Below are 25021 nucleotides of genomic sequence, written 5' to 3' on the forward strand. Positions count from 1 at the left end.
GCCGGGTCCCCGCCCGCTCACGAAGGGGAGGCAAGCCGGCGCCAAATGCGTCAGCCGACCAGGAGCGGGAGGAGGCCGAGCCGTACGTACGCGCCGCGCACGCGGGGAGAAACCGGCACACTGCCGGGATCTTCGGGTGAACAGTCCGCAGGGAGAGCCTCACGCCTCCCGCTTCGCGTCACTTTAGTCCACCCTGTCTTGCGGTCAATCAACCGGCCTGCGCGTCGCACCCTGGCTGGTCACGGCCGCATGATCCGCGAGAATCCGCCCGCGCGGCGGCGTTTCACCGTCCGTGTGGGTTCCCTCACAACAAGCCGCGCCCGTGTTCTTTGTCCCGTCTCACAGCGGGCCTGGATCACCCGCGCCCAGTACCGTCTTGGGTATGACGACTTCCGCATCCGCACCCGCCGGTCCCGAGGGCACCCTGGTCGGCACCGTCACCGACCGCCTCGTGTCGGCCAACGCGGGCTACGCCGCCGCGTTCACCGACCCCGGCATGGACGCGCACCCCGTGCTCCGGGTCGCCGTCGTGGCCTGCATGGACGCCCGGCTGGACCTGCACGCCGCGCTCGGCCTTGAGCTGGGTGACTGCCACACCATCCGCAACGCGGGCGGTGTCGTCACGGACGACGTGATCCGCTCCCTGACCGTCAGCCAGCGCGCGCTCGGCACCCGCAGCGTCGTCCTCATCCATCACACCGACTGCGGTCTGGAGTCCCTGACCGAGGACTTCCGGCACGAGCTGGAGATGGAGGTCGGCCAGCGTCCGCCGTGGGCGGTCGAGGCGTTCCGCGACGTGGACCAGGACGTACGGCAGTCGATGCAGCGCGTACGGACCTCCCCGTTCCTGTTGCACACCGACGACGTGCGGGGCTTCGTCTTCGACGTGCGGACGGGACTCCTGCGGGAGATCGACCCCGCGTAACGGGTCGCCGCGGCAGCGCCCCCGGCTGCTCGCCCCGCCTCGTCTCGCTCTACTGGACGACGAACATGCATTCGGGCAATGGTCCCGGGACCGCTGTGCCGAAACGGCCGTAAGGCCGACATACCGCGGTCAGTTATCCACAGGCGAGTGACACGAACCAGCAACGCAACAAGAATGCGGGTGTGACGTCACGCGGAACATTCCCGTGTGGTGTGGCGTGTTTCGGGGTGGGCCGCATCGCAGAGCGTCGGCCCGGAGGAAGAACGGGCGAGGAGGGCCGGGTGACGACCTATGACGATCGTGCGAGCCGGGGGGGTCTCCCCGCTCGAGCGGGGTCGGGAGCGGGCGACGATCTGACCACCACTGTGGAGCGTGTCCGCAGGTCGGTGGAGGGAGTGATCGAGGGCAAGCCCGACATCGTACGGCTGTCGCTGACGGTGCTGCTCGCCGAGGGGCATCTGCTGATCGAGGACGTGCCCGGCGTCGGCAAGACCATGCTCGCCAAGGCGCTGGCCCGCTCCATCGACTGCTCGGTGCGGCGCATCCAGTTCACGCCCGACCTGCTGCCCTCGGACATCACGGGCGTGTCCATCTGGGACCAGCAGCGCCGGGACTTCGAGTTCAAGCCGGGCGCGATCTTCGCCCAGATCGTCATCGGCGACGAGATCAACCGCGCCTCGCCCAAGACCCAGTCCGCGCTCCTGGAGTCGATGGAGGAGCGGCAGGTCACCATCGACGGGCAGACACATGAACTGCCGAGCCCGTTCATGGTGGTGGCCACCCAGAACCCGGTGGAGATGGAGGGCACCTACCCGCTGCCCGAAGCCCAGCGCGACCGCTTCATGGCCCGTGTCTCCATCGGCTACCCCAGCCCGGACGCGGAGTTGCAGATGCTCGACGTCCACGGCGGGGTCAACCCGCTGGACGACCTCCAGCCGGTAGCGCACGCGCACGAGATCGTGAAGCTGGTCGAGGCCGTCCGGGGCGTGTATGTCGCGGAGGCCGTCCGGCGCTATGCGGTGGACCTGGTCGCCGCCACGCGCACGCACCCCGACCTCAGACTCGGCGCCTCGCCGCGTGCCACGCTGCATCTGCTGCGCGCGGCGAAGGCCTCCGCCGCCCTCGAAGGGCGGGACTACGCGCTGCCGGACGATGTGCAGGCCCTCGCCGTGGCGGTGCTGGCCCACCGGTTGCTGCCCACGGCCCAGGCCCAGCTGGGCCGCCGTACGGCGGAGCAGGTCGTCCAGGAGATCCTCCAGCAGACCCCGGTGCCCGCGGCGTCCCAGCGGCAGACCGGTCTCGCGATGGACCGCGGCTACGCCCACGAGCCGCCCCGGGGGCTGTGATGACACACGGGGGGACGGCCCCCGCCGCCGGTGCGGACAAGGGCGGCTTCGGGGCCGCGCTCGCGGGGCTGACCACCCGCGGGCGGTCCTTCCTCGCCGCCGGTATCGCCGCCGCGATCTGCGCCTTCGTCCTCGGCCAAGGCGACCTGCTGCGGGTCGGGCTGCTGCTGGCGGTGCTGCCCGTGGTCTGCGCGATCGTGCTGTACCGCACGCGCTACCGGGTCGCGGGCAGCCGCGGTCTGTCGCCCTCCCGTGTGCCCGTCGGCTCCGAGGCCCGCGTCCATCTGCGGATGGAGAACGTCTCGCGGCTGCCCACCGGGCTGCTGATGCTCCAGGACCGGGTGCCCTACGTCCTCGGGCCGCGCCCCCGGTTCGTCCTGGACCAGGTGGAGGGGGGCGGCCGACGCGAGGTGTCGTACCGCGTGCGCTCGGATCTGCGGGGGCGCTATCCGCTCGGCCCGCTCCAGTTGCGGCTGACCGACCCCTTCGGGATGTGCGAGCTGACCCGCGCCTTCTCCACGTACGACACGCTGACGGTCATCCCGCGCGTGGAGCCGCTGCCGCCGGTACGGCTCGCGGGTGAGGCGAAGGGGTACGGCGACGGGCGGCAGCGCTCGGTGGCGCTGGCGGGCGAGGACGACGTGATCCCGCGCGGATACCGCCACGGCGACGATCTGCGCCGGGTCCACTGGCGTTCGACCGCGCGCTACGGCGAGCTGATGGTGCGCCGCGAGGAGCAGCCGCAGCGCGCCCGGTGCACGGTGCTGCTCGACACCCGGGGCGTCGCCTTCGAGGGCACGGGCCCGGACTCCGCCTTCGAGTGGGCGGTCTCGGGCGCGGCGTCCGTACTGACGCACATGCTCGAACGAGGCTTCTCCGTAAGACTGTTGACCGATACGGGCAGTTCGGTGCCGGGCGAGGGCGCGGAGGGGTTCGCGGGCGCGAGCCAGGAGTCCGCGGACGCGGCCGGGCTGATGCTGGACACGCTCGCCGTGATCGACCACTCGGAGGGAGTGGGTCTGTCGCGGGCGTACGAGGTGCTGCGCGGCGGCAACGAGGGGTTGCTGGTGGCCTTCTTCGGCGATCTCGACGACGAACAGGCCGCTGTGGCCGCGAAGATGAGCCGGCGCAGCGGGGGCGCGCTCGCCTTCCTGCTCGACAGCGAGGCCTGGGGGCGGCAGCCGTCCGAGGAACCGGACACGGGCGAGCGGAGCGAGGAGAGGCTGCGGCTGCTGCGCGAGGCGGGCTGGACGGCGGTGCCGGTGCCCCGGAGCAGGTCGCTGACGGAGCTGTGGCACGAGGCGGACCGGCAGCGTACGGGCGTGGGTGCCCTGAGCGGTACGGGCGGCCGGTCATGAGCGGGCGGGCCCGGCTGGCCCTGTGTGCCGCGGCGGCGACCCTGATGACGTCGTGCGCCCTGCTGCCGCTGGTGTCCCCGGCGACCTGGCTCTTCCAGGCGGCCTTCCTGGTGGCGGCGCAGACCGGGGTGGGCGCGCTGACACGGCGGGTCCCGCTGGCCCGTCCGCTGACCATCGCCTGCCAAGGGGTGGTCGGCCTGCTGCTGCTCACGCTGGTCTTCGCCCGCGAGCAGGCCGTCGCCGGGTTCGTTCCGGGTCCCGACGCCTTCAACCACTTCGGGGTGCTGTTGCAGCAGGGCGCGGAAGACGTCGGGCGGTATGCGACCCCGGCGCCGCTGACCCCGGGGATCCGGCTGATGACGGTCGGCGGGGTCCTGGTGATCGGCCTGCTGGTGGACGCGCTCGCGGTGACGTTCCGCGCGGCGGCCCCGGCCGGACTCCCGCTGCTCGCGCTGTACTCGGTGGCCGCGGGCCTGTCCGAGGGCGGGGCCGACTGGCTGTGGTTCCTCATCGCCGCGGGCGGCTATCTGATGCTGCTGCTGGCCGAGGGCCGTGACCGGCTCTCCCGGTGGGGGCGGGTCTTCACGGGCGCGCCCCGTTCCCAGGGCGCCGCCTCGGGTGGCGCCGTGGCCCCCGTACGCGCCGGACGGCGTATCGGCGCGGTCGCGCTGGGCGTCGCCCTGGTGGTGCCGATCGCCCTGCCCACGCTCGACGGCGGTCTGCTGGACAGCGCCCGGAACGGCAGCGGCTCGGGCACGGGCGACGGCGGCACGGTCTCCGCGGTCAACCCCCTGGTGTCCCTGCGTGACAGTCTCAACGCGGACGAGGACCGCCAGGTCATGGCGTACCGCACCAACTCCCGGACCACCCAGGACATGTATCTGCGGATCGTGGCCCTGGACGACTTCGACGGCACCACCTGGAAGCCGGCCCGGCGGCACATCAGCGCCGTACCGGACACCCTGCCCACCCCCAGCGGTCTCGCGGGGAGCGTGCGGCGGACCGAGGTCGACACGAGGATCTCCGCGGCGGACTGGTACGCGCAGGACTGGCTGCCACTGCCGTACCCCGCGACGCAGGTGAAGATCAAGGGCAGTTGGCGGTACGAGCCGGTGGGCCGCACGCTGGTGGGCGATCACGGGCAGAACACACGCGGCGCGCGCTACGAGGTCAGAAGCCTGGTCGTGCAGCCCACGGCAGAGCAGTTGGCCGCGGCGCCGGAGCCGCCGCCGTCGGTGAAGAGCGCGTTCACGAAGGTACCGGGGTCCCTGCCGGCGATGGTCGCGAGGACGGCCCGCGAGGTCACCGCCGGGGCGTCGAACCACTACGAGGAGGCGGTCAAGCTCCAGGACTACTTCGCCTCCGACGGCGGGTTCACCTACAGCACCGAGGTGAAGGTCGGCAGCGGTCCGGGGGCGATCGCCCGGTTCCTCAGGGACAGGCAGGGCTTCTGTGTGCACTTCTCCTTCGCCATGGCGGCGATGGCGCGCACGCTCGGGATACCGGCACGGGTGGCGGTGGGCTTCACCCCGGGCACTCAGCAGGCGGACGGTTCCATGAGCGTGGGACTGCGGGACGCGCACGCCTGGCCGGAACTGTACTTCGAGGGCGCGGGCTGGACCCGGTTCGAGCCGACGCCGACCCGTGGCTCCAGCCCGGCGTACACGCAGCCGGACGCGCCGGGTGTGCAGGATCCGGTCATGCCGCGGCCGTCGACGGAGTCGTCCTCGGCGCCCTCGGCCGCACCGTCGGCGAGCGAGAGCTGCTCGGCGGTGCTGAAGCGGGAGCAGGCGTGCGACACCGCGCTGCCGCCGCCGTCGAGCGGCTCTTCGGGCGGGGGCCCGCGCTGGTACCAGGTCCTGGCGTGGACCCTCCTCGGGCTGGTCGTGGCGGCGCTGCCGCTGTCGCCCCTGCTGTGGCGGCTCAGACGCCGGTCGGTGCGGCTGGCCTCCGCCCGGCACGCGGCCTCGTCCTCGTCCCAGGGGCAGGGCCGTGGTCACCGGGACGGTCGGCCCGCCTCCCCGCCTGCCCCGGACGACAGCGGGGTGTCCGTCCCCTCGACAGAGGTGGCCGTCGAACACACCCTTGCCGTGTGGCGCGAGCTGACGGACACGGCGTGGGACCACGGCATCGTGCCGGACGACGCGCTGACCCCGCGGAAGGCCGCCGAGCGGATCGTACGGCTCGGACGGCTGGACGGGGCGGCGGCCGAGGCGGTGCACCGGGTGGCCGGTGCCGTGGAGCAGGTGCTCTTCGCGCCGCGACCGCGCGTCCAGGCCGGGCTGGTCGGGGACGTACGCAGGGTGCGGGCCGGGCTGCGGTCCGTGGCCGACCGGCGGACCCGGGTCCGGGCGGTGCTGGCGCCGCGCTCGGCCGTCCGGGCCGTGTGGGCGTTCACCGACCGCTGGGCGGCGCGCAGGGCCCGCCTGGCGGCACGCTGGACGGCGTTGGTACGGCGTCCCTCCGAGCAGCGGCAGAGCGGCTGACGTACGGGACCGCCCGCCCCGGCGGCCGGGGCGGGCGGTCGGTACGGGCTTCCCCGTACGCGGGCTTCCCGGTACGGGCTTCCGTTTCGAAGAACCGGCCGGAACGACGGGCACCCTGAACGACAAGTGCCTGAACGACGAACAACGACGAACAGGGGCGACCACTCATCGGTGGTCGCCCCTGTCCTCAGGTCCTGAATACTCGGGTCTTGGATACTCGGGTCTTGGACTGATCCGAACGCGAGGCCCTAGTGGCCCTGTTCGTCCCGGCGTCGCTGCCAGCGCTGTTCGATGCGGTCCATCATGGAGCGTCGCTGGCGGGCCTGCCCGCCGCGGGCGCCGACACCGGGTGGCGTGCCCTGCTCACCGGGCTTCGGGGCCTTGCGCCAGCCGGTCACGGCGAGTACGGCGCAGCCCAGCATGACCAGGAACCCGACCACGCTGACCCAGATCTGCTGAGCGACCATTCCGGCCATGAGGAGCGCGATACCCACCAGGAAGCCCACGACCGCCTGGTAGACCCGTCGCCGGGTGTACGTACGCAGCCCGCTTCCCTCAAGCGCTGTCGCGAACTTGGGATCTTCGGCGTACAGCGCTCGCTCCATCTGCTCGAGCATTCGCTGCTCGTGCTCCGAGAGCGGCACGGAGTCCTCCTCATCGTGCAGTCGCCGGGGCGACCGGGGGTCCCCTTCAGGATAGGCAGGGAATCGCCCCCTTGAAACCCGCCCCTCTACGCCAATTGGCCAACCGGAATCCGCCATGACCCGTCCCGGCTCGCTGAAGCTTCCATTCCCCAGCAGCCGACCCGTCATGCCGGGCGGTGTCCCTCGATCATACGGCTCACAGCTCCCGATCGGGCGGGCTGTGGCGTACACCATCTGCCGCCGCGCCGCTGATCAGCGGCGCCGTCCCGGGCGACGGCTCAGGACCCGGCGGGACCCCGCGTCTCGCCGAGGACATGGAGCTGGGTGGCCACCGAGTGGAAGGCGGGGGACTCGGCCGCCGCGGCCTCCAGCTTGAGCAGCGCGTCCAGGGCGCCGGGCTCGGTGTCGACCAGCACGCCGGGCACGAGGTCGGCGAAGACCCGGACGCCGTGCACGGCCGCGACGCTCAGCCCGGCGTCCTCGACGAGCGCCCTGAGCTGCTCGGCGGTGAAGCGGTGCGGTACGGGGTCGTTCTCGCCCCAGCGCCCGGCCGGGTCCTCCAGCGCCTGCTTGGCCTCCGTGAAGTGCCCGGCCAGGGCCCGCGCGAGCACGGCGCCGCCGAGACCGGCCGCGAGCAGGCTGAGGACGCCGTCGGGGCGCAGCGCGGCGACCACGTTGCGCAGGCCCTCGGCCGGGTCGTCCACGTACTCCAGGACGCCATGGCACAGCACCACGTCGTAGCCGCCCCGCTCGACCACGTCGAAGAGGCCGTGGGCATCGCCCTGGACTCCTCGCACCCGGTCGGCGACCCCGGCCTCGGCGGCCCGGCGCTCCAGCGCGAACAGCGCGTTCGGGCTGGGGTCGACGACGGTGACGCGGTGGCCGAGGCGGGCGGCGGGCACCGCGAAGTTGCCGCTGCCACCGCCGGCGTCGAGGACGTCCAGCACCTCGCGCCCCGTGGCCTTGACGCGGCGGTCGAGGGCGTCCTGGAGGACCTCCCAGACGACCGCGGTGCGCAGGGAGGCGCGGGGACGCGAGGGATCGGAGCCCAGCGACGTCTGAGCGTGGTGGTGGGAGACGGGCGGGCGCATAGGGTCCGACACGGCAGTTGACTCCTCGGCGCGGCACCGCCTGCTGTGCGGCGGAGCGATCGGACGGCCTTCCGGTCCCGACCAGGGCGAAAGGCTTCAGGCCACTCCACCCTATTGCCTCCGGCGACCTGCCCGGATCCCGGCCCGCACCACCTCGCGGCACCCCCGCACCACCTCGCGGCACCCCGCGGCCCCGCTCACCCCGCGTCCGGTATCTCCTCGCTCTCCTCCCACCTCGGCCTCGGCAGGACGGGCTGGGCCGCCAGCATCCGCTCGACCAGGCGCAGGAACATGGCCACGTCCCGGATCAGGTCGTCCGCGTCACGGGCACTGGCCGCGCCCCGGATGTCCGCCTCGGCGCGGGCGCGACGGGCGGCTCCGGAGGCGAACAGCGCGCTCCATTCGGTCAGCTCGGGGGCTGTCTCCGGCAGCACGTCCCAGGCGCTCCTGATCCTCGCGCGACCCCGCGCCGTGGGTTCCGGACGTCCGCGGGCGGCGAGCACCGCGGCGGCGGTGCGCAGGGCCGCCAGATGGGCCGTCGCATAGCGCTCGTTGGGGGTTTCGAGGACGGCGGCCTCGTCGAGTCCGGCGCGGGCCTGGGCGAGCAGGTCGAGCGCGGCGGGCGGGGCCGTGGCCCGGCGCAGCACGGGGTGCACGTCTCCCGCCGGGCCGGTCAGTGAGGGGGCAGGGCCGATGCCGCGGCGCCGGGGGGCGGCGGCTGCGTGGTGGCTGGCCATGACGAGCCTCCTGTCGTCTGGGTGACGGCACTGCGGCCGTATGTACCCATCGTGCGATATGGCACTGACAATCCGTTCTGATCTGGGGTTTTGCCTCACCCGAAGATCCAGCGCTAGTTTTGCACTGACCAGTCAGTACAACTTCCTGGGGAGGGCCGGTACATGACCGTCCAGGGGAGCGAGGGGGACATGGATCTGCCACGGACAGCGGCCGGAGCCGCGGTCCACGCCGTGGACTTCGGGGTGAAGGGGCCGCGCGGCTGGGCCTTCCGGAACGTCTCCTTCACCGCGGAGCCGGGCTCACTGATCGCCGTCGAGGGGCCCTCGGGCGCCGGCCGCACCTGTCTGCTGCTCGCCCTCACCGGGCGGATGAAGCCGAGCGAGGGGCACGCCGAGGTCGACGGGATCCGGCTGCCCCGGCATTTGCCGGCGGTGCGCCGGATCAGCGCGCTCGCGCACGTTCCGGGCGTCACCGACCTCGACCCGGCGCTCACCGTCGGCGAGCACCTGCGCGAACGGGCCCTGCTGGCAAGCCGGTTCGGCGACTCCCTGCGTGCGCTGCTGCGGCCTCGCGCGCGGCGTGCGGCCGAAGCGCGGGCGCGGATCGACAGCGCCCTGGCCGCCGCGGGACTCGACCCGGAGACGCTGCCCAAGGGGCCTCGTACGGCCGTACGCGATCTGGAGCGGCTGGAGGCGCTGCGGCTGTCCGTGGCCCTGGCCCTGATCGGCCGTCCGCGTCTGCTGGCCGTCGACGACACCGACCTCAAGCTCTCCGCCGCCGAACGGGCGGACGCCTGGGGCCTGTTGAGGTCGCTCGCCGAGGCCGGGACCACGGTCCTCGCGGTGTGCGGCGAGGCCCCCGAGGGCGCGGTCGTGGTGACCACGACACCCCGCGCCGGCACGGCGGGCAGCACCGAAGGCCGACGCGTGGACGCCGTACGCGAGGAGCCCGCCGAGGACGGCGCGGGCACCGGCCCGGACAAGGCCACCCAGGACAACGGCCGTACGCACAACGGCCGTACGGACAACGGCGGTACGCCCGCCAAGGACATCGCCACGGACGAAGGCCCGGACGACGACAAGGAGACGGCGTATGCGCACGCCGAAGCTGGCCGCGCTTGAGTTCAGGCGGTTCAGCAGGGGGAGGCTGCCGCGCGCGGCCCTGGTCGCGCTCCTGCTGCTGCCGCTGCTGTACGGCGCCTTGTACCTGTGGTCGTTCTGGGACCCTTACGGGCGGCTCGACCGCATCCCCGTGGCGCTCGTCAACGACGACAAGGGGGCGACCGCCGGGGACCAGCGCATCGCCATCGGCGACGACATCGTCAAGGGGCTGCACAAGAGCGACACCTTCGAGTGGCATGACGTGAGCGCCGCCGAGGCCAGGAAGGGCGTCGAGGACGGCACGTACTACCTGTCGCTGACCATGCCGTCCGACTTCAGCAAGCGGATCGCGTCCAGCTCCGGGGACTCCCCCGAGACCGGCGCCCTTCAGGTGCGGACGAACGACGCCAACAACTACATCGTCGGGCAGATCTCCCGCACGGTGTTCAGCGAGGTGCGCACGGCGGCCTCCACCAAGGCGTCGCGCTCGTTCCTCGACCGGATCTTCATCTCGTTCTCGGATCTCCACGGGGCGACCGTGAAGGCCGCCGACGGGGCCGACCGGCTCGCCGGTGGCCTCGGCAAGGCGGAGAAGGGCTCCAAGAACCTCGTCGACGGGCTCACGAACGCCAAGGAGAGCAGCAGCGACCTGGCGACCGGTCTGCGGAAGCTCGACACGGGCGCGGGTGACCTCAAGGACGGTACGCAGCAGGTCGCGGACGGCACCCGGGCGCTGGCCGAGCGGGTCGGCGGCGCGGCCGACCAGGTGCGGCCCTTCCTGAAGGAGAACAGCAAGCAGATCGCGGACACGGCGACCCTGGTGGCCGATTCCGCGGGTGTGATCAGCGACCACCTCGACGCGTTCGTCACCACGGCGCCCCTCGCCGAGACCGGCACCACCAAGGCCTCCGAGACCCTGGCCGCGGTCTACGCGCGGCGCTGCGCCGACGACGCCGCCACCACGCCCGACCCGGCCTGCGGCGACCTCGAGAAGGCGAAGGACGCCGCGGCGGACGCGGCACGCCTGGCCACGGACGTCAACACGGTGGTGACGGACTACCACGACGACACGACCTCTCTCCAGAAGGACCTGAAGACTCTTCAGGAACAGGCGCGGGCGCTCGCCGAGGCGGCACCGCATCTGTCCGAGGACCTCGACGACGCGGTCACCAAGGTGGAAGCGCTCGACAAGGGCGCCGCGGCGGTCGCCAAGGGGGCGAACACGCTGAACACCGGCCTCGGCAAGGCGAGTACGGGGGCGACGGACCTCCACACGGGCATCGGCAAGCTGAAGACGGGCGCGGTCGACCTCGACGGCGGTATCTACAAGCTCGTCGACGGCTCCGGGAAGCTCGCCGAGGGCCTGCACGACGGCGCGGGCGCGATCCCCGACTACGACAAGAAGGACCGCGACCAGCGCACCCAGGTGATGGCCGACCCGGTGCAACTGGCCTCCCGGGACCTGCACAAGGCGCCCAACTACGGCACCGGTTTCGCCCCGTACTTCATCCCGTTGTCCCTGTGGGTGGGCGCGATGGTGGCGTACATGCTGATCGCGCCGATGAACCGGCGCGCGCTCGCGGCGGGCGCCCCGGCCTGGCGGATCGCGCTGGCGGGCTGGCTTCCGGTGGCCGCCATAGGCGTGTTGCAGACCGCCGCCCTCATGGCGGTGCTGCACTGGGCGGTGGGCCTGCAGATGGCGCGGGCGGCCGGGACGGTCGGCTTCCTGTTCCTGGTGTCGGCGTGCTTCGCGGCCCTCGTGCAGTGGCTGAACGCACGCTTCGGGGCGGCGGGCCGGATCCTCGTCCTCGCCCTGCTGATGCTCCAGTTGACGTCCGCGGGCGGCACCTACCCCGTGCAGACCAGTCCGGGCTTCTTCAACGCGCTCCACCCCTACCTGCCGATGAGTTACGTTGTCGAGGCTCTCAGGAGGCTGATCACCGGCGGCGGGCTGGGACCGGTGTGGCAGGCGTGCGCCGTGCTGGCGGCGTTCACCGTGGGCGCCCTCGCGCTCACCGCCCTGTCGGCCCGCCGCAAGCAGGTGTGGACCCTCGACCGGCTGCACCCGGAGCTGAGCCTGTGACCCCGTGACAACCGGTGGGCCCCTGCCCTCCCCCATGGCCCGCGACCAGCAAGGCCGTGCTCATTTCGCTAGGAGACCGATGGAACACCGCAGTGCCGCCGCGTCGGGCGGGTCGTCGAGCCGTCGCGCGGCGACCCGGCAGAAGCTCTACGAGGCGGCCGTCACCCTCATCGCGGAGCAGGGGTTCTCCGCGACCACCGTCGACGAGATCGCCGAGCGGGCCGGTGTCGCGAAGGGCACGGTCTACTACAACTTCGCGAGCAAGTCCGGCCTCTTCGAGGAGTTGCTGCGGCACGGCGTGGGGCTCCTCACCGCCTCCCTGCGGGAGGCCGCCGAGCGGACCGAGGTGTCCGGTGGCACCAAGGTGGACGCCCTGGACGCGATGATCCGCGCGGGGCTCGGCTTCATCGCCCGCTACCCGGCCTTCACACAGTTGTACGTGGCCGAGCTGTGGCGCACCAACCGCGCCTGGCAGTCCACGCTCATGGTGGTGCGGCAGGAGGTCGTCGCGGTCATCGAGGGAGTGCTGCGCGAGGGTGTGGCGGGCGGCGAGTTCAGCGATGACATCGACGTCCCGCTGACGGCCGCCGCGCTGGTCGGCATGGTGCTGGTGGCGGCCCTCGACTGGCAGTCCTTCCAGCCGGAGCGCTCCCTCGACGACGTCCACGCGTCGCTGTCGCGGCTGCTCCAGGGGCGTGTGAGCGGCGGCAGGTAGCCACGTTCGGGACGCCAAAGCGCCGGTGCGAGGCCCTCCGCGTGTGCGGACGGCCCTGGACCGGCGCTCCGTCGTACCTCCGTCGGGCCCGTGGGGACGTGTCCCCCTGTGTCCCCGTGTCCCGCCGTCGCGTGACCGGGCCGACGAAGAGAGCGGCCAGGGACACGTGCCGTTCCGCCGCCCCGTGTCGGCGGTGCCGGAGCCGCGCCCCTTTCCCGTGTCCCCCACTCTCTCCTCCGGACGGCCCGGCTCCCATCCGTGCGCCTACTCATCTCGCCGCCTAGGTACGGATACTCAGTGTCCGGATTGTCGGTGGGGGCCGATAGAGTCCCTGGCATGGCACGGATTGCGGTGATCGGCGCCGGGATGGGCGCGATGGCGGCCGCCGCCCGGCTGGCCGTCGCGGGCCACCGGGTGGTGGTGTACGAGCGTACGGAGACGTACGGCGGCGCGGTGCGCCGCTTCACCCGCGACGGCTTCTCCTTCGACACGGGGCCGGGCCTGCTGCCGCTGCCCGCCGTCTACCGCGACCTGTTCGTCAAGACGGGCAGGGAACCGCTGGAGGACTGCGTCGAGTTGGTCCAGGCGGACCCGTCGGCGCGGCATGTCTTCGCGGACGGCACGGCGGTCTCGCTGCCCAACGCGTCTCGCGCGGGCGTCGTTTCGGCCTTGGACGCGGCGCTCGGCGACGGCGCGGGCGAGCGCTGGGGCGACTTCCTGGTGCGGGCGCGCGAGGCCTGGGACCGTACGCGCCGACCGCTTCTGGAAGAGCCGCTGTGGCCCAACTGGCAGGTGCTGGCCGAGCGTGACCCCTACCCGGCGGTGGCGCGGCGCAGGCTGCTGCGCACGCGGCGCGCGGGCACGCTCGCGGAGGTCGGCGCCTGGGAGCTGCGAGACCCCCGGCTCGTGGCCCTCCTGGAGAGTCACGCCCTGGCGTACGGCCTGGACCCGCGCACCACGGCGGCGAGCGCGGCCGTCCTTCCGTACATGGAGTACGCCTTCGGCACCTGGTATGTGCGCGGCGGCATACGGGAGTTGGCACGCGCCGTGTACGAGCGGTGCGTGGCCCGGAAGGTGGAGTTCGTGTTCGGCGCGGAGGTCGCCGGGATCGTCGAGAAGGACGGCCGGGCGGCCGGGGTGGAGCTGGCGGGGGGCGCCTCCTCGGCCTCCGGCTCCACGGTCGCGGAGGCCGACCATGTGGTGGCGGGTGTCGACCCGGCGTGCCTGCGCCGCCTGACGGAGCGTCCCCTTCAGGGCGAGGACGATGTCCGGCCGGATCCGGGGACCCGGCGCGCGGGGCGCTTCACGGTGCTGCTGGCCTTGCGCGGCGCCTGCGCGACGAACACCCCGCACCGCACGCTCGTGCACACCCCCGACCGCACGGCCGAACTGGACTTCCTGTCCGGCCGTACCACGAAGCCGGCGACGCCCACGGTGATCGTGCTGCGCCCGGACGACCCCGCCCTGCGCCCGGACGACGCGCACGAGTCGGTGGTCCTGACCGCCACGGTGCCGACGGACCTGGACTGGAGCGCCGGTGAGACGGCCGAACGCTTCGCCGACCTGATGGTCCGTGCGGCCGACGCCGCCGTCCCGGGGGTACAGGACCGGCTCCTGTGGCGCGAGGTGCGCACTCCGCGCGAGAACGCCGAGGAGACGGGTGCCGACGGCGGGGCGGTGCCGCATCCCGTCCTCGCGGGCGGCGCCGGTCGCGGTCTGCTCCCGGCCAACTCGACCCGGCTGCCCGGCCTGTATCTGGTCGGCGGCTGGTCCCACCCCGGAGGCGGCCTCCCCCACGCCGGTATGTCGGGCGCGCTGGTGGCCGGACTCATCGTGGAGGGACCGGACTTCCGGGGCTCGCAGTGAGGGACGCGCCCGCTCAATAACGGTACTGCTCGTCGTAGCCGTTGCCGTGCTGCGCCGTGCCGTTGCCCTGGTAGGGGTACGGCTGCTCCGCGGGGGGTTCGCCGTTGAACGTGCCGTCGGTGGCGCGCTGTTGGGGAACCCAGACGCCACCGGGCGGGGTCTCCGCGTAGCCGCCGCCTGCGAACGCGTCCTGGCCGTACGCCTGTTGTCCGTACTGCTGCTGCCCGTCGCCGCCCTGCGCAGGGTCGTAGGCCTGACCGCCGTAGGGCTGCGCGCCCGCGTACGGGTCGTAGTAGTCGGCGTACTGCTGCGCGTTCTCGCCGTAGCCGTACTGCTGTTGCTGCTCGTACGAGGAGTAGCCGTCGTACGGGGCGGACGGTGCGGGCGGGGTGGTCGGTGCGGGTCCGGCGGAGTGTGCCGCGTTGGTGTAGACGCCGTAGGAACCGGTGTCGTCGGGCAGGGGCTGCGGGTCGAAGACGGTGGTCTCCTCGACCTCGGCCTCGGCCTTGACCTGGGGAGGCTGCGGAGCGGAGAAGGAGTCCTCGTCGGTCTCCGGCGCCGGGGCCGGGTCCTTCCGGGCCGCCCCGCCCCGGCGGCGCTTGCTGCCGCCACCGCCGACGGTGGGACGGTTGCGGACCGCCCAGCCGGCGGCGAAGCCGCGCCGGAACGACAGGGTCACATAGGTCTGCCCGATCGCGAACGCGATCGCGCCCGCCCCGATGACCAGCACGGACGGGATCAGGACACCGAGCACGACCCCCAGGAAGCCCGCGAACGCGAGCAACCGCCAGCGCAGGCGCGCCTTGTACTGCAGCAGCACCTCCCCGAGCAGCCACAACGCGACGATGCCGAACGCAATGTAGAGGGCCGTCCAGCCCATGTACGCCCCTCTCAGGTGGGCCGCTACGCCGCCGTGTCGTACGCCGGTGCGGCGGCCTAGGCCCGCCGCGGACGGTGCAGGCCCAGGTTCTCGTAGATTTCCAGCGTCGCCGTGGAGTTGTTCAGCGTGATGAAGTGCAGTCCGGGCACTCCCTCGGCCAGCAGCCTCGCGCAGAACTCCGTCGCGAACTCGATGCCCATGGAGCGTACCGCCGTCGCGTCGTCCTTGACCGCGAGGATCCGTTCTTTCAGGTCGGCCGGGATGGCGGCGTTGCTGAGCTGGGGCAGTCGCTCCAGCATCCGCACGCTCGTGACGGGCATGACCTCGGGGATGACCGGGGTGTCGCAGCCCGCCGCGGCGACCCGGTCGCGCAGGCGCAGATAGGACTCCGGGTGGAAGAACATCTGGGTGATCGCGTAGTCGGCGCCGGCCCGGCACTTGTCGACGAAGTGCGTGACGTCGACGTCCCATTCGCTGGAGCGCGGGTGCATCTCGGGGAAGGCGGCGACGCCGACGCAGAAGTCGCCCGACTCCTTGATGAGCCGGACCAGTTCGGCCGCGTAGGTCAGGCCCCGGGGGTGCGGCACCCACTCGCCCATCGGGTCGCCGGGCGGGTCGCCGCGGACGGCCAGCATGTTGCGGATCCCGGCGTCGGCGTACTGGCCGATGATGTTGCGCAGTTCGGCGACGGAGTGGTTGACCGCGGTGAGGTGGGCGACCGGGGTGAGCGTCGTGTCGGAGACGATCTGCTCGGTCTCCCTGACCGTGCCCGCGCGGGTGGAGCCGCCCGCGCCGTACGTCACGGAGACGAAGTCGGGGGCGACTGCCTCGACTCTTCGCAGCGCGCTCCACAGGTTCCGCTCACCCTTGGGGGTCTTCGGCGCCGAGAACTCGAAGGAGTACGTCGTCCTGCCGGACGCGAGGATGTCGCGCACCGTGCGTGCGCGATCAGTCCTGGTGGATGCGGTTCCGAGGGCCATAGTCGCAGGTTAGCCAGGGGGTGACGGTCACCCAACCGGACGGGGGTCATTCGTCCGAATTTGCCCGGCTGTTGTCCATCTATCGGACACCAGCGCACGGAAGTCTCACGGATCGTGTCCGCCTGGACGCGCTCGGAGACGTCAGGCCGCGCGCAGGCGCTTGTCTCGGAGACGTCAGGCCGCGCGCACGCGCTTGGCGAACTCCGCGGCGGCGGTGCCCGGGTCGTCCGCCTCGGTGATCGCGCGGACGACGACCACCCGGCGGGCGCCCGCGTCGAGCACCTCGTCCAGTCGGCCGAGGTCGATGCCGCCGATGGCGAACCAGGGGCGGTCGGTGCCGAGGGCCGCCGTGCGACGGACCAGATCGAGGCCCGGTGCCGGGCGGCCGGGCTTGGTGGGGGTGGGCCAGCAGGGGCCCGTGCAGAAGTAGTCCACGCCCTCCTGGACGGCGGCGGCCTCGGCCTCCGCCGCGGAGTGCGTGGAGCGGCCGATCAGCACGTCGTCGCCGAGCAGGGCGCGGGCCGCGGGGACCGGGAGGTCGCCCTGGCCCAGATGCAGGACGTCGGAGGCGGCGGCGTGGGCGACGTCCGCGCGGTCGTTGACCGCCAGCAGCTTGCCGTGGCGGGCGCAGGCGTCGGCGAAGACCTGGAGATGCTCCAGCTCCTCGGCAGCCTCCATGCCCTTGTCGCGCAGTTGCACGATGTCGACGCCGCCGGCGAGGACGGCGTCGAGGAACTCGGCGAGGTCGCCCTGGCGTCTGCGGGCGTCCGTGCACAGGTAGAGGCGCGCGTCGGCGAGGCGGCTGCGACGGCTGTCGGGCACGAAGTCCCCCGTGGTCGTGGCGTACGGGCCGCGGCGGGCACGGTCGGCCGGGGCCGGGGCCCCTGGACCGCGCCCCGTACGCCGGACGGTCGTTCTCGGATGTCTCGGGTCGATGTCTCGGGTCGGATCAGACGGCGAGCGCCTGGGCGCGCCGCTTCACCTCCGTGCCGCGATTCTCGCTGAGGGCCTGGGCGGGGGTACCAGGCAGCGTCGGGTCAGGGGTGAAGAGCCACTCCAGCATCTCTTCGACCGTGAAGCCGTCGTCCCGCAGGAGCGTCAGGGTGCCGGACAGGCCCCTGACGACCTTGTCCCCGTCGATGAAGGCGGCGGGGATGTGCAGCGCCCGGTTCTCGCCACGGCGTACGGCGATGAGCTGGCCCTCCTTGACCAACTGCCGCACACGCGTCACCTCGACGCCGAGCGCTTCGGCGATGTCGGGGACGGTGAGCCAGGCGGGGACGAGAGCATCGATCTTTGCGTCAATCTCGGTCACGGGATCAAGGGTGCCATCCCGGACCGACAGTCGGAAGCCGGGCGCCTCCAGGCGGGGTGCGAGGTGCCTCCGGTCGTGGGCGTGTTCCGGGTCCGCACGGCGCCGCGACGGTCCGCGCGGTCGTACGCGGGTCATGCAGCCGTACGCGGCTCACGCGGTCGCACGCGGGTCACGCGGTCGCCTCCTTCAGCGGGCGGGACGGGTCCGCGAGCAGCTCCGGGTCCATGGTGGCGCCCGCTTCGATCAGGCGGCGGCCCTGGGCCAGATCCCGGGGGCGGCTCACCGCCAGCAGCGCCGCGAGGCGGCCCTCGCGCAGCCAGCACACCGTCCAGGCCGCTCCCTGCGGGTCCCCGCGCCACACCAGGGTGTCGGCGGCGGTGTGGTGGCCCGCGTACTGCACGAAGCGGCCGAACTGCTCCGACCAGAAGTACGGCACCGGGTCGTAGACCGCCGGTACCTCGCCCATGATGTTCGCGGCCACCGTGCGCGGGCCCTGGAGCGCGTTGTCCCAGTGGTGGACCAGCAGCCGTTCCCCGTAGCGCCCCGACGGGAAGGACGCGCAGTCCCCGACCGCGTACACATCCGGCGCCGACGTGCGCAGACACGCGTCCGCCAGCACCTCGCCCCGGTCGCCGAGGGCGATGCCCGAACCGGCGAGCCACGCCGTGGCCGGCCGGGCCCCGACGCCCACGACCACCGCGCCCGCGGGCACCCGGGAGCCGTCGTCGAGCACCACGGCCCCCGCCTCGACGCGCTCCACGCGCGCGTCCACGCGCAGCTCGGCCCCGCTCTCCGCGTACCAGGCCACCATCGGCGCGGCCACCTCGGCGGGCAGCACCCCCGCGAGCGGCCGGTCCGCGGCCTCCACCACGGTCACCGCGCACCCCGCCTCGCGCGCGGCGGTGGCGAACTCGGCGCCGATCCAGCCCGCGCCCACCACCACGATGTCGTGCTGCTCCGCGAGGACCGGCCGCAGCCGCTCCGCGTCGTCCAGCGTCCGCAGCAGATGCACGGCGGGCACGCCTTCCGCACTCGGCAGCCGGATCGGCTCGGCGCCCGTCGCGAGGACCAGGACGTCGTACGAGACGGGGCCCTCGGCGGTGTCCAGTTCATGGTCGCCGGGGCGCACGCCGAGCGCCTCGCAGCCCAGGCGGAGTTCGATGTCCAGGGACTCGAAGTCGACGTCGAAGGCGGAACCCTCGGCCTTGCCGAGCAGCACGGCCTTGGACAGCGGCGGCCTGTCGTACGGCTGGTGCGGCTCCGCGCCGATCAGCGTCACCGTGCCGGTGAACCCCTGTTCCCGCAGGGCGACCGCGGTCTGTACCCCGGCCATGCCCGCGCCCACGACGACGACGCGCCGTGCCGATCCGCCCCCTGCCTGCGTCTGCTCTCCGCCCCGTGCCTGCGTCTGCTCGCTCACCTGATCACCTTAGACATCTGACGGCCCGTCGGTCCGGGGGCGTGCGGGGTGCCCTGCTCCACCTCGCTCGTCCCCCGGTCCGCGGGGGCAATAGGGTGGCCACCGTACAAGCACACGCGGGAGCCCGGACGTACCGGGCTGAGAGGGAGGCTGGACGGCCTCCGACCGTAGGAACCTGATCCGGGTCATGCCGGCGAAGGGAGGGGCTGGACGCCCATGTCGTCTCCACGTACGTCAGACGTCCTCGTCATCGGGGGCGGGATCATCGGCCTGGTCACGGCCTGGCGCGCCGCGCAGCGCGGGCTGGCCACGGCCGTCGTGGACCCCGAGCCGGGGGGCGGGGCGGCGCGGGTGGCCGCCGGGATGCTCGCCGCGGTCAGCGAGCTGCACTACGGCGAGGAGAGCCTGCTCGGCCTCAATCTGGCCTCGGCGCGCCGCTATCCGGACTTCGTCGCCGAGCTGACCGAGGCCACCGGCCGCGACCTCGGCTATCGCAGGTGCGGCACGCTCGTCGCCGCGCTCGACGCCGACGACCGCGCCCAACTGCGCGAACTGCACGCCCTGCACGAGCGCTCGGGTCTTGAGTCGCGATGGCTGAACGGGCGCGAGTGCCGGCGCCTGGAGCCGATGCTCGCGCCCGGCGTGCGCGGCGGGCTGCGGGTCGACGGCGACCACCAGATCGACCCGCGGCGCCTGGCCGACGCCCTGGTGGTGGCCTGCGAACGCGCCGGAGTGGTCTTCCACCGGGTACGGGCCGCACGGCTGTCGGTCGCGCGGGAGCGGGCCACCGGGGTCAGGACCGCCGAGGGCACCGACCTCGCCGCGGGCCGGGTCGTCCTCGCGGCGGGCAGTCTCAGCGGGCGGCTCGCGGGCGTCCCGGACGGTGTCCTGCCGCCCGTACGCCCGGTGAAGGGGCAGGTGCTGCGGCTGACCGTGCCCGCGCGGTGGGCGCCGTTCCTGAGCCGTACCGTGCGCGCCGTGGTCCGCGGCAGCCAGGTCTACTTGGTGCCGCGGGAGAACGGCGAGCTGGTGATCGGCGCGACCAGCGAGGAGCTGGGCTGGGACACGACGGTCACCGCGGGCGGGGTGTACGCCCTGTTGCGGGACGCGCACGAGCTGGTCCCCGGGATCACCGAGCTGCCGCTCACCGAGACCTGCGCGGGGCTGCGGCCCGGCTCCCCGGACAACGCGCCGCTGCTCGGCCCGACGGACCTCGCGGGGCTGCTGCTGGCCACCGGGCACCACCGCAACGGCGTCCTGCTCACCCCGGTCACCGGCGACGCCCTCGCGCGCGCCCTGACCACCGGCGAACTCCCCGCCGAGGCACGCCCGTTCACCCCCCGGCGCTTCACCGCCGCCGCCCGCACGGAGCAGCCCGCGTGAACCTCCCCGTCACCCGCGTGACCATCTCCGTCAACGGGCGGCCCCGGCAGGTCGCCCCGGGCACCGCGCTCGACGCCGTGGTGCGGGACCTCACCGCGGCCCCCTCGGGGGTGGCCGCCGCCCTCAACGAAACCGTCGTCCCGCGCGCGCAGTGGCCGTCGACGCCCCTGGCCGACGGGGATCGCGTCGAGATCCTGACCGCCGTACAAGGAGGCTGAACCCATGGCCGACGATCCCCTCGCTCCCCTCGTGCTCGGCACCACCGCCCTCACCTCCCGGCTGATCATGGGCACCGGCGGGGCGCCCAGCCTCGATGTGCTGGAGCGGGCGCTGGTGGCCTCCGGTACGGAGCTGACGACGGTCGCGATGCGGCGCGTCGACGCCTCGGCGCACGGCTCGGTCCTCTCGGTGCTCGACCGCCTCGGCATCGGGGTGCTGCCCAACACGGCGGGCTGCTTCACCGCGGGCGAGGCGGTGCTCACCGCCCGGCTCGCGCGCGAGGCGCTCGGCACGGACCTCGTCAAGCTGGAGGTCGTCGCCGACGAGCGGACCCTGCTGCCCGACCCCGTCGAGCTGCTGGACGCGGCCGAGACGCTGGTCGACGACGGGTTCACCGTGCTGCCGTACACCAACGACGACCCGGTGCTCGCCCGCAGGCTGGAGGACGTCGGGTGCGCGGCGATCATGCCGCTCGGCTCGCCGATCGGCTCGGGGCTCGGCATCCGCAACCCGCACAACTTCGAGCTGATCGTGGAGCACGCGCGCGTGCCGGTGATCCTGGACGCGGGCGCGGGGACGGCGTCGGACGCGGCGTTCGCCATGGAGCTGGGGTGCGCGGGTGTGATGCTCGCCTCGGCGGTGACCCGGGCGCAGCAGCCGGTGGCGATGGCGCGGGCCATGCGGTACGCGGTGGAGGCCGGCCGGCTGGCCCGGCGGGCGGGCCGTATCCCGCGCCGGCGCTTCGCCGAGGCGTCCTCCCCCACGCGCGGCCTGGCCCGCCTCGACCCGGAGCGGCCGGCGTTCTGAGCCCCGTCGACGGGCGCGGGGCTGCGAGGTGCGTCACAGGTCGGCTTCAGACCAGGCCTGAGGCCGTCGAAGCGGACGGGGGTGACGGTGCGCCCTCGTAAACTCACCTGCGTGGATACGACCCTTAAGGACCCCCTCGTCGGGCAGGTGCTCGACGGCCGCTATCGCGTCGACGCGCGGATCGCGGTCGGCGGCATGGCCACGGTCTACCGGGCCGTGGACACCCGCCTCGACCGTGTCCTCGCGCTGAAGGTGATGCACCCGACGCTGGCCGCCGACGGATCGTTCGTGGAGCGCTTCATCCGCGAGGCCAAGTCGGTCGCGCGGCTCGCGCACCCGAACGTGGTGCAGGTCTTCGACCAGGGCACGGACGGGTCGTACGTCTACCTCGCCATGGAGTACATCGCCGGGTGCACCCTGCGCGACGTGCTGCGCGAGCGCGGGGCGCTCCAGCCGCGCGCGGCGCTCGGCATCCTGGAGCCCGTCCTTGCCGCGCTGGGCGCCGCGCACCGCGCCGGGTTCGTGCACCGCGACATGAAGCCGGAGAACGTCCTGATAGGGGACGACGGCCGGGTCAAGGTGGCGGACTTCGGCCTGGTCCGGGCCGTGGACACCGTCACCGACAACACCACGGGCGCCGTCCTCGGCACGGTGTCCTACCTCGCCCCCGAGCAGATCGAGCACGGCACGGCCGACCCCCGGGTCGATGTGTACGCGTGCGGGGTCGTGCTCTACGAGATGCTCACGGGCGCCAAGCCGCACCACGGCGACTCCCCCGCCCAGGTGCTCTACCAGCACCTGCACGAGGACGTGCCGATGCCGTCGGCCGCCGTGCCGGGGCTGGCCCCCGAACTCGACGACCTGGTCGTCGCGGCGACCGCGCGCAAGGCCGAGCTGCGCCCGCACGACGCGGTGGCGCTGCTCGCCCAGGTGCTCCAGACGCGCGGCACGCTCACCGACGAGCAGTTGGACGCCGTCCCGCCGCAGGCCCTCACCGCGGAGCACGACAACGCCGAGGACCGTACGCGCGTGATCCCCCGGCTGCTGCCCATCGGCGAGGACGAGAAGGCGGTACTGAACCGGACGAGCCGGCTGGAGACCCCGCCCGCTCGGCCGCCCCGCCGCTTCGGGCTCCCCCGGCGGGGGCTGCTCGGGCTCGTGGTGGCCGCGCTGGTGGTGCTCGGCGCGGGCGCCGGTCTCTGGTACATCAACTCCGGGCAGTTCACCAAGGTCCCGCCGCTGCTCGCCAAGACGGAGGCGCAGGCGCGGGAGCGGCTGGAGAAGGCCGGACTCGACGTCAAGGACGTCAAGCACGCCTACAGCGACACGGTCACGCGCGGCACGGTGATCAGCAGCGAACCGGCGACGGGCGAGCGCATCCGTACCAACGACTCGGTGACGCTGACCCTCTCGGACGGCCCCGAGACCGTGAAGGTGCCCGATCTGAAGGGCTACACGCTGGACAAGGCGCGGGCCGAGCTCAAGAAGGCCGGTCTGGCGGCGGGCATGGTCACGCGCGCGTTCAGCGAGGACGTGCCCAAGGACTCCGTGGTCGGTACGCAGCCCGGAGCGGGCACTCAGCGGCACAGCGGTTCGGCGATCACGCTCACCGTCAGCAAGGGCGCCCCGGTGGAGCTGGACGATGTGACGGGCGGCTCGGTCGAGGACGCCACGCAGACGCTGCGCGAGGCGGGCCTGAAGGTGAAGATCGCCGAGACGCGGGTCACGTCGCCGGACGTCGACGCGGGCGATGTCGCCCGGCAGTCGCCGGAGGCGGGCACGAAGCTCGGCGAGGGCGACACGGTGACGCTGACGCTCTCCAAGGGCCCGGAGATGGTCGAGGTCCCGGACGTGGTCGGCGACAACGTGGACGACGCGAAGCAGGAGCTGGAGAAGGCCGGGTTCAAGGTCGAGGAGGACCGGGGCCTGCTGGGTCTGTTCGGCGACACGGTCAAGGGCCAGTCGGTGGACGGCGGCGACAAGGCGCCCAAGGGGTCCACGATCACGCTCAAGATCCGCTGAGCTCCCGGCGGCGGACCGGCCGGTGGGGCGCGCGGGATCGCATGACACCCTTGACGGGTGAGCACTCAGCAGTCCCGCGCCGCCTCCGGCGTCCTTCGCAACCCCATCGGCGGTCACATCCCCGTGGCCGGCGGTCTGCACACCGTCGGGATGACCTATGCCCGCGCGCTCGGGGCCGAGACCGTGCAGGTCTTCGTCGCCAATCCGCGCGGCTGGGCGACGCCCGTGGGCAATCCGCGGCAGGACGAGGCGTTCCGGGCCGCGTGTGCCGCCGAGTCGATCCCGGCGTACGTGCACGCGCCCTATCTGATCAACTTCGGTTCGCACACGGAGGCGACCGTCGAGAAGTCCGTGGAGTCCTTGCGGCACTCGCTGCGCCGGGGCCGTGAGATCGGAGCGCTCGGTGTCGTCGTCCACACCGGGAGCGCCACCGGCGGCCGGGACCGGGCCGTGGCGCTGAAGCAGGTACGCGCGCATCTGCTGCCCCTGCTCGACGAGCTGACGCACGACGACGACCCGTACCTGCTGCTGGAGTCGACCGCCGGTCAGGGTGCCTCGCTGTGCTCACGGACCTGGGACTTCGGACCGTACTTCGACGCCCTCGACGCCCACCCCAGGCTGGGCGTCTGCCTCGACACCTGCCATGTCTTCGCCGCCGGGCACGATCTGACCGGCCCGGACGGAATGCGTCAGACGCTGGATCTGCTGGTGGACACCGTCGGGGAGGGACGGCTCAAGCTGATCCACGCCAACGACTCCAAGGACGTGGTCGGCGCCCACAAGGACCGCCACGAGAACATCGGGTCCGGCCATATCGGCGAGGACCCGTTCCGCGCGCTGATGAGGCATCCGGCCACCGCGGGCGTGCCGCTGATCATCGAGACGCCCGGCGGCAAGGAGGGGCACGCGGCGGACGTGGAGCGGCTGAAGCGGCTGCGCGACGGCTGACGGGCGTGCGAGGGGGAAGAGTTCGGGGCCGTCAGAGTTCGGGGCCGTCCCCCGGCTCTTCCTGGTAGGAGTAGCGCTGTTCCTTCCACGGGTCACCGAGGTTGTGGTACCCGCGCTCCTCCCAGAAGCCGCGCCGGTCGGCGGTCATGTACTCGATGCCGCGCACCCACTTGGGGCCCTTCCAGGCGTACAGGTGCGGCACGATCAGACGCAGCGGGAAGCCGTGCTCGGCGGTGAGCAGTTCGCCGTCCTTGTGGGTGGCGAAGATCGCGCGGTCCGAGGCGAAGTCGGCGAGGCGCAGATTCGAGCTGTAGCCGTACTCGGCCCAGACCATGACATGGGTGACGGTGGGCGCGGGCGGGGCCAGCTCCAGGACCGTACGGGCCGGGATGCCGCCCCATTCGGCCCCGAGCATGCTGTACTTCGTCACGCAGTGCAGATCGGTGACGACGGTCGCGTACGGCAGGGCCGTGAACTCCTCGTGGTTCCAGCAGTGCTTCTCGCCGTCCGCGGTGGCGCCGAAGACCCTGAACTCCCAGCGTTCGGGGCGGAACTTGGGTACGGGTCCGTAGTGCGTGACCGGCCAGCCTCGCTGGAGCCGCTGTCCCGGCGGAAGCTCCTCCCGGCCCGCTTCTCCAGATGCTCGCTCCACCGGATGACCCATGACTCCATCCTGACAGACCTCACGGGGTGCC

22 protein-coding genes and 1 riboswitch are annotated in these 25021 nt (G+C 72.9%); of the genes, 13 read left to right on the forward strand and 9 right to left on the reverse strand.

Features of this window, described 5'->3' with window-relative positions:
• Positions 1 to 382: 382 nt before the first annotated feature.
• From NGF19_RS03160 to NGF19_RS03175, 4 genes are all read left to right on the forward strand, one after another.
• Positions 383 to 925 carry a beta-class carbonic anhydrase gene (locus tag NGF19_RS03160; protein ID WP_252421985.1) on the forward strand — a complete coding sequence of 181 codons (543 nt, stop codon included), beginning with the start codon at positions 383 to 385 and terminating at the stop codon, positions 923 to 925.
• Between the two features lie 281 nt (positions 926 to 1206).
• Entirely contained in the window at positions 1207 to 2271 is a 1065-nt protein-coding gene (locus NGF19_RS03165) for an AAA family ATPase (RefSeq protein ID WP_372505559.1), read from the forward strand.
• Positions 2271 to 3629 (forward strand): DUF58 domain-containing protein, encoded by a 1359-nt coding sequence (locus tag NGF19_RS03170; protein ID WP_252421987.1) that lies wholly within the window; start codon positions 2271 to 2273, stop codon positions 3627 to 3629. The genes NGF19_RS03165 and NGF19_RS03170 overlap by 1 nt, the downstream gene beginning before the upstream one ends.
• Positions 3626 to 6115 carry a transglutaminase TgpA family protein gene (locus tag NGF19_RS03175; RefSeq protein WP_252421989.1) on the forward strand — a complete coding sequence of 830 codons (2490 nt, stop codon included), beginning with the start codon at positions 3626 to 3628 and terminating at the stop codon, positions 6113 to 6115. The genes NGF19_RS03170 and NGF19_RS03175 overlap by 4 nt, the downstream gene beginning before the upstream one ends.
• 248 nt (positions 6116 to 6363) lie before the next feature.
• Here the strand turns inward: NGF19_RS03175 and NGF19_RS03180 are convergent, their stop codons facing one another.
• From NGF19_RS03180 to NGF19_RS03190, 3 genes are all read right to left on the reverse strand, one after another.
• Positions 6364 to 6759: an SCO2097 family morphological protein gene (locus tag NGF19_RS03180; protein WP_252421991.1), complete on the reverse strand. Its 396-nt coding sequence runs from the start codon at positions 6757 to 6759 to the stop codon at positions 6364 to 6366.
• A 278-nt stretch (positions 6760 to 7037) separates the two neighbouring features.
• On the reverse strand, positions 7038 to 7862 hold the full coding sequence (locus tag NGF19_RS03185; protein ID WP_252421992.1) for a methyltransferase: 825 nt from the start codon (positions 7860 to 7862) through the stop codon (positions 7038 to 7040).
• A gap of 185 nt (positions 7863 to 8047) precedes the next feature.
• On the reverse strand, positions 8048 to 8587 hold the full coding sequence (locus tag NGF19_RS03190; RefSeq protein ID WP_252421993.1) for an SAV_6107 family HEPN domain-containing protein: 540 nt from the start codon (positions 8585 to 8587) through the stop codon (positions 8048 to 8050).
• 162 nt (positions 8588 to 8749) lie between these two features.
• Here NGF19_RS03190 and NGF19_RS03195 point away from each other — a divergent pair, with 162 nt between their 5' ends.
• From NGF19_RS03195 to NGF19_RS03210, 4 genes are all read left to right on the forward strand, one after another.
• On the forward strand, positions 8750 to 9709 hold the full coding sequence (locus NGF19_RS03195; RefSeq protein ID WP_372505560.1) for an ATP-binding cassette domain-containing protein: 960 nt from the start codon (positions 8750 to 8752) through the stop codon (positions 9707 to 9709).
• Complete coding sequence (locus tag NGF19_RS03200; RefSeq protein ID WP_252421994.1) at positions 9681 to 11771, forward strand: YhgE/Pip family protein; 2091 nt, start codon at positions 9681 to 9683, stop codon at positions 11769 to 11771. The genes NGF19_RS03195 and NGF19_RS03200 overlap by 29 nt, the downstream gene beginning before the upstream one ends.
• Before the next feature lie 79 nt (positions 11772 to 11850).
• Entirely contained in the window at positions 11851 to 12486 is a 636-nt protein-coding gene (locus tag NGF19_RS03205) for a TetR/AcrR family transcriptional regulator (RefSeq protein ID WP_252421995.1), read from the forward strand.
• Positions 12487 to 12822: 336 nt separating this feature from the next.
• Complete coding sequence (locus tag NGF19_RS03210; RefSeq protein WP_252421996.1) at positions 12823 to 14352, forward strand: phytoene desaturase family protein; 1530 nt, start codon at positions 12823 to 12825, stop codon at positions 14350 to 14352.
• Positions 14353 to 14365: 13 nt separating this feature from the next.
• Here NGF19_RS03210 and NGF19_RS03215 read toward each other — a convergent pair whose 3' ends face one another.
• The 5 genes from NGF19_RS03215 to NGF19_RS03235 all read right to left on the reverse strand — a co-directional run bounded on the left by NGF19_RS03215 (position 14366) and on the right by NGF19_RS03235 (position 18947).
• The gene (locus NGF19_RS03215) at positions 14366 to 15232 is read right to left on the reverse strand and encodes a hypothetical protein (protein WP_252421997.1); all 867 of its coding nucleotides are present in this window, start codon (positions 15230 to 15232) and stop codon (positions 14366 to 14368) included.
• A 56-nt stretch (positions 15233 to 15288) separates the two neighbouring features.
• The gene (gene metF, locus NGF19_RS03220) at positions 15289 to 16212 is read right to left on the reverse strand and encodes a methylenetetrahydrofolate reductase [NAD(P)H] (protein ID WP_252421998.1); all 924 of its coding nucleotides are present in this window, start codon (positions 16210 to 16212) and stop codon (positions 15289 to 15291) included.
• A gap of 174 nt (positions 16213 to 16386) precedes the next feature.
• Entirely contained in the window at positions 16387 to 17034 is a 648-nt protein-coding gene (gene thiE, locus NGF19_RS03225) for a thiamine phosphate synthase (RefSeq protein ID WP_252421999.1), read from the reverse strand.
• 127 nt (positions 17035 to 17161) lie between these two features.
• The gene (locus tag NGF19_RS03230; RefSeq protein WP_252422001.1) at positions 17162 to 17527 is read right to left on the reverse strand and encodes an Rv2175c family DNA-binding protein; all 366 of its coding nucleotides are present in this window, start codon (positions 17525 to 17527) and stop codon (positions 17162 to 17164) included.
• A gap of 169 nt (positions 17528 to 17696) precedes the next feature.
• Positions 17697 to 18947, reverse strand: coding sequence for an NAD(P)/FAD-dependent oxidoreductase (locus NGF19_RS03235; protein ID WP_372505561.1), 1251 nt, complete (start codon positions 18945 to 18947; stop codon positions 17697 to 17699).
• 106 nt (positions 18948 to 19053) lie between these two features.
• Positions 19054 to 19166: riboswitch (TPP riboswitch) on the forward strand.
• Between NGF19_RS03235 and thiO the strand changes: the two genes are divergently transcribed.
• From thiO to NGF19_RS03260, 5 genes are all read left to right on the forward strand, one after another.
• The gene (gene thiO / locus NGF19_RS03240) at positions 19164 to 20330 is read left to right on the forward strand and encodes a glycine oxidase ThiO (protein WP_252422002.1); all 1167 of its coding nucleotides are present in this window, start codon (positions 19164 to 19166) and stop codon (positions 20328 to 20330) included. It overlaps the preceding riboswitch by 3 nt.
• Positions 20331 to 20347: 17 nt before the next feature.
• Complete coding sequence (gene thiS, locus NGF19_RS03245; RefSeq protein WP_252422222.1) at positions 20348 to 20548, forward strand: sulfur carrier protein ThiS; 201 nt, start codon at positions 20348 to 20350, stop codon at positions 20546 to 20548.
• A 4-nt stretch (positions 20549 to 20552) separates the two neighbouring features.
• Positions 20553 to 21356, forward strand: a complete 804-nt coding sequence (locus NGF19_RS03250; protein WP_252422003.1) for a thiazole synthase — start codon at positions 20553 to 20555, stop codon at positions 21354 to 21356.
• A 111-nt stretch (positions 21357 to 21467) separates the two neighbouring features.
• Positions 21468 to 23378 (forward strand): Stk1 family PASTA domain-containing Ser/Thr kinase, encoded by a 1911-nt coding sequence (gene pknB / locus NGF19_RS03255; RefSeq protein WP_252422004.1) that lies wholly within the window; start codon positions 21468 to 21470, stop codon positions 23376 to 23378.
• A 57-nt stretch (positions 23379 to 23435) separates the two neighbouring features.
• Positions 23436 to 24326 carry a deoxyribonuclease IV gene (locus tag NGF19_RS03260; RefSeq protein WP_252422005.1) on the forward strand — a complete coding sequence of 297 codons (891 nt, stop codon included), beginning with the start codon at positions 23436 to 23438 and terminating at the stop codon, positions 24324 to 24326.
• Positions 24327 to 24357: 31 nt separating this feature from the next.
• Here the strand turns inward: NGF19_RS03260 and NGF19_RS03265 are convergent, their stop codons facing one another.
• Positions 24358 to 24990, reverse strand: a complete 633-nt coding sequence (locus NGF19_RS03265; RefSeq protein ID WP_252422006.1) for a sulfite oxidase-like oxidoreductase — start codon at positions 24988 to 24990, stop codon at positions 24358 to 24360.
• Positions 24991 to 25021 lie beyond the last annotated feature (31 nt).

It is taken from the genome of Streptomyces macrolidinus, assembly GCF_023887685.1.
Lineage (GTDB): Bacteria > Actinomycetota > Actinomycetes > Streptomycetales > Streptomycetaceae > Streptomyces > Streptomyces macrolidinus.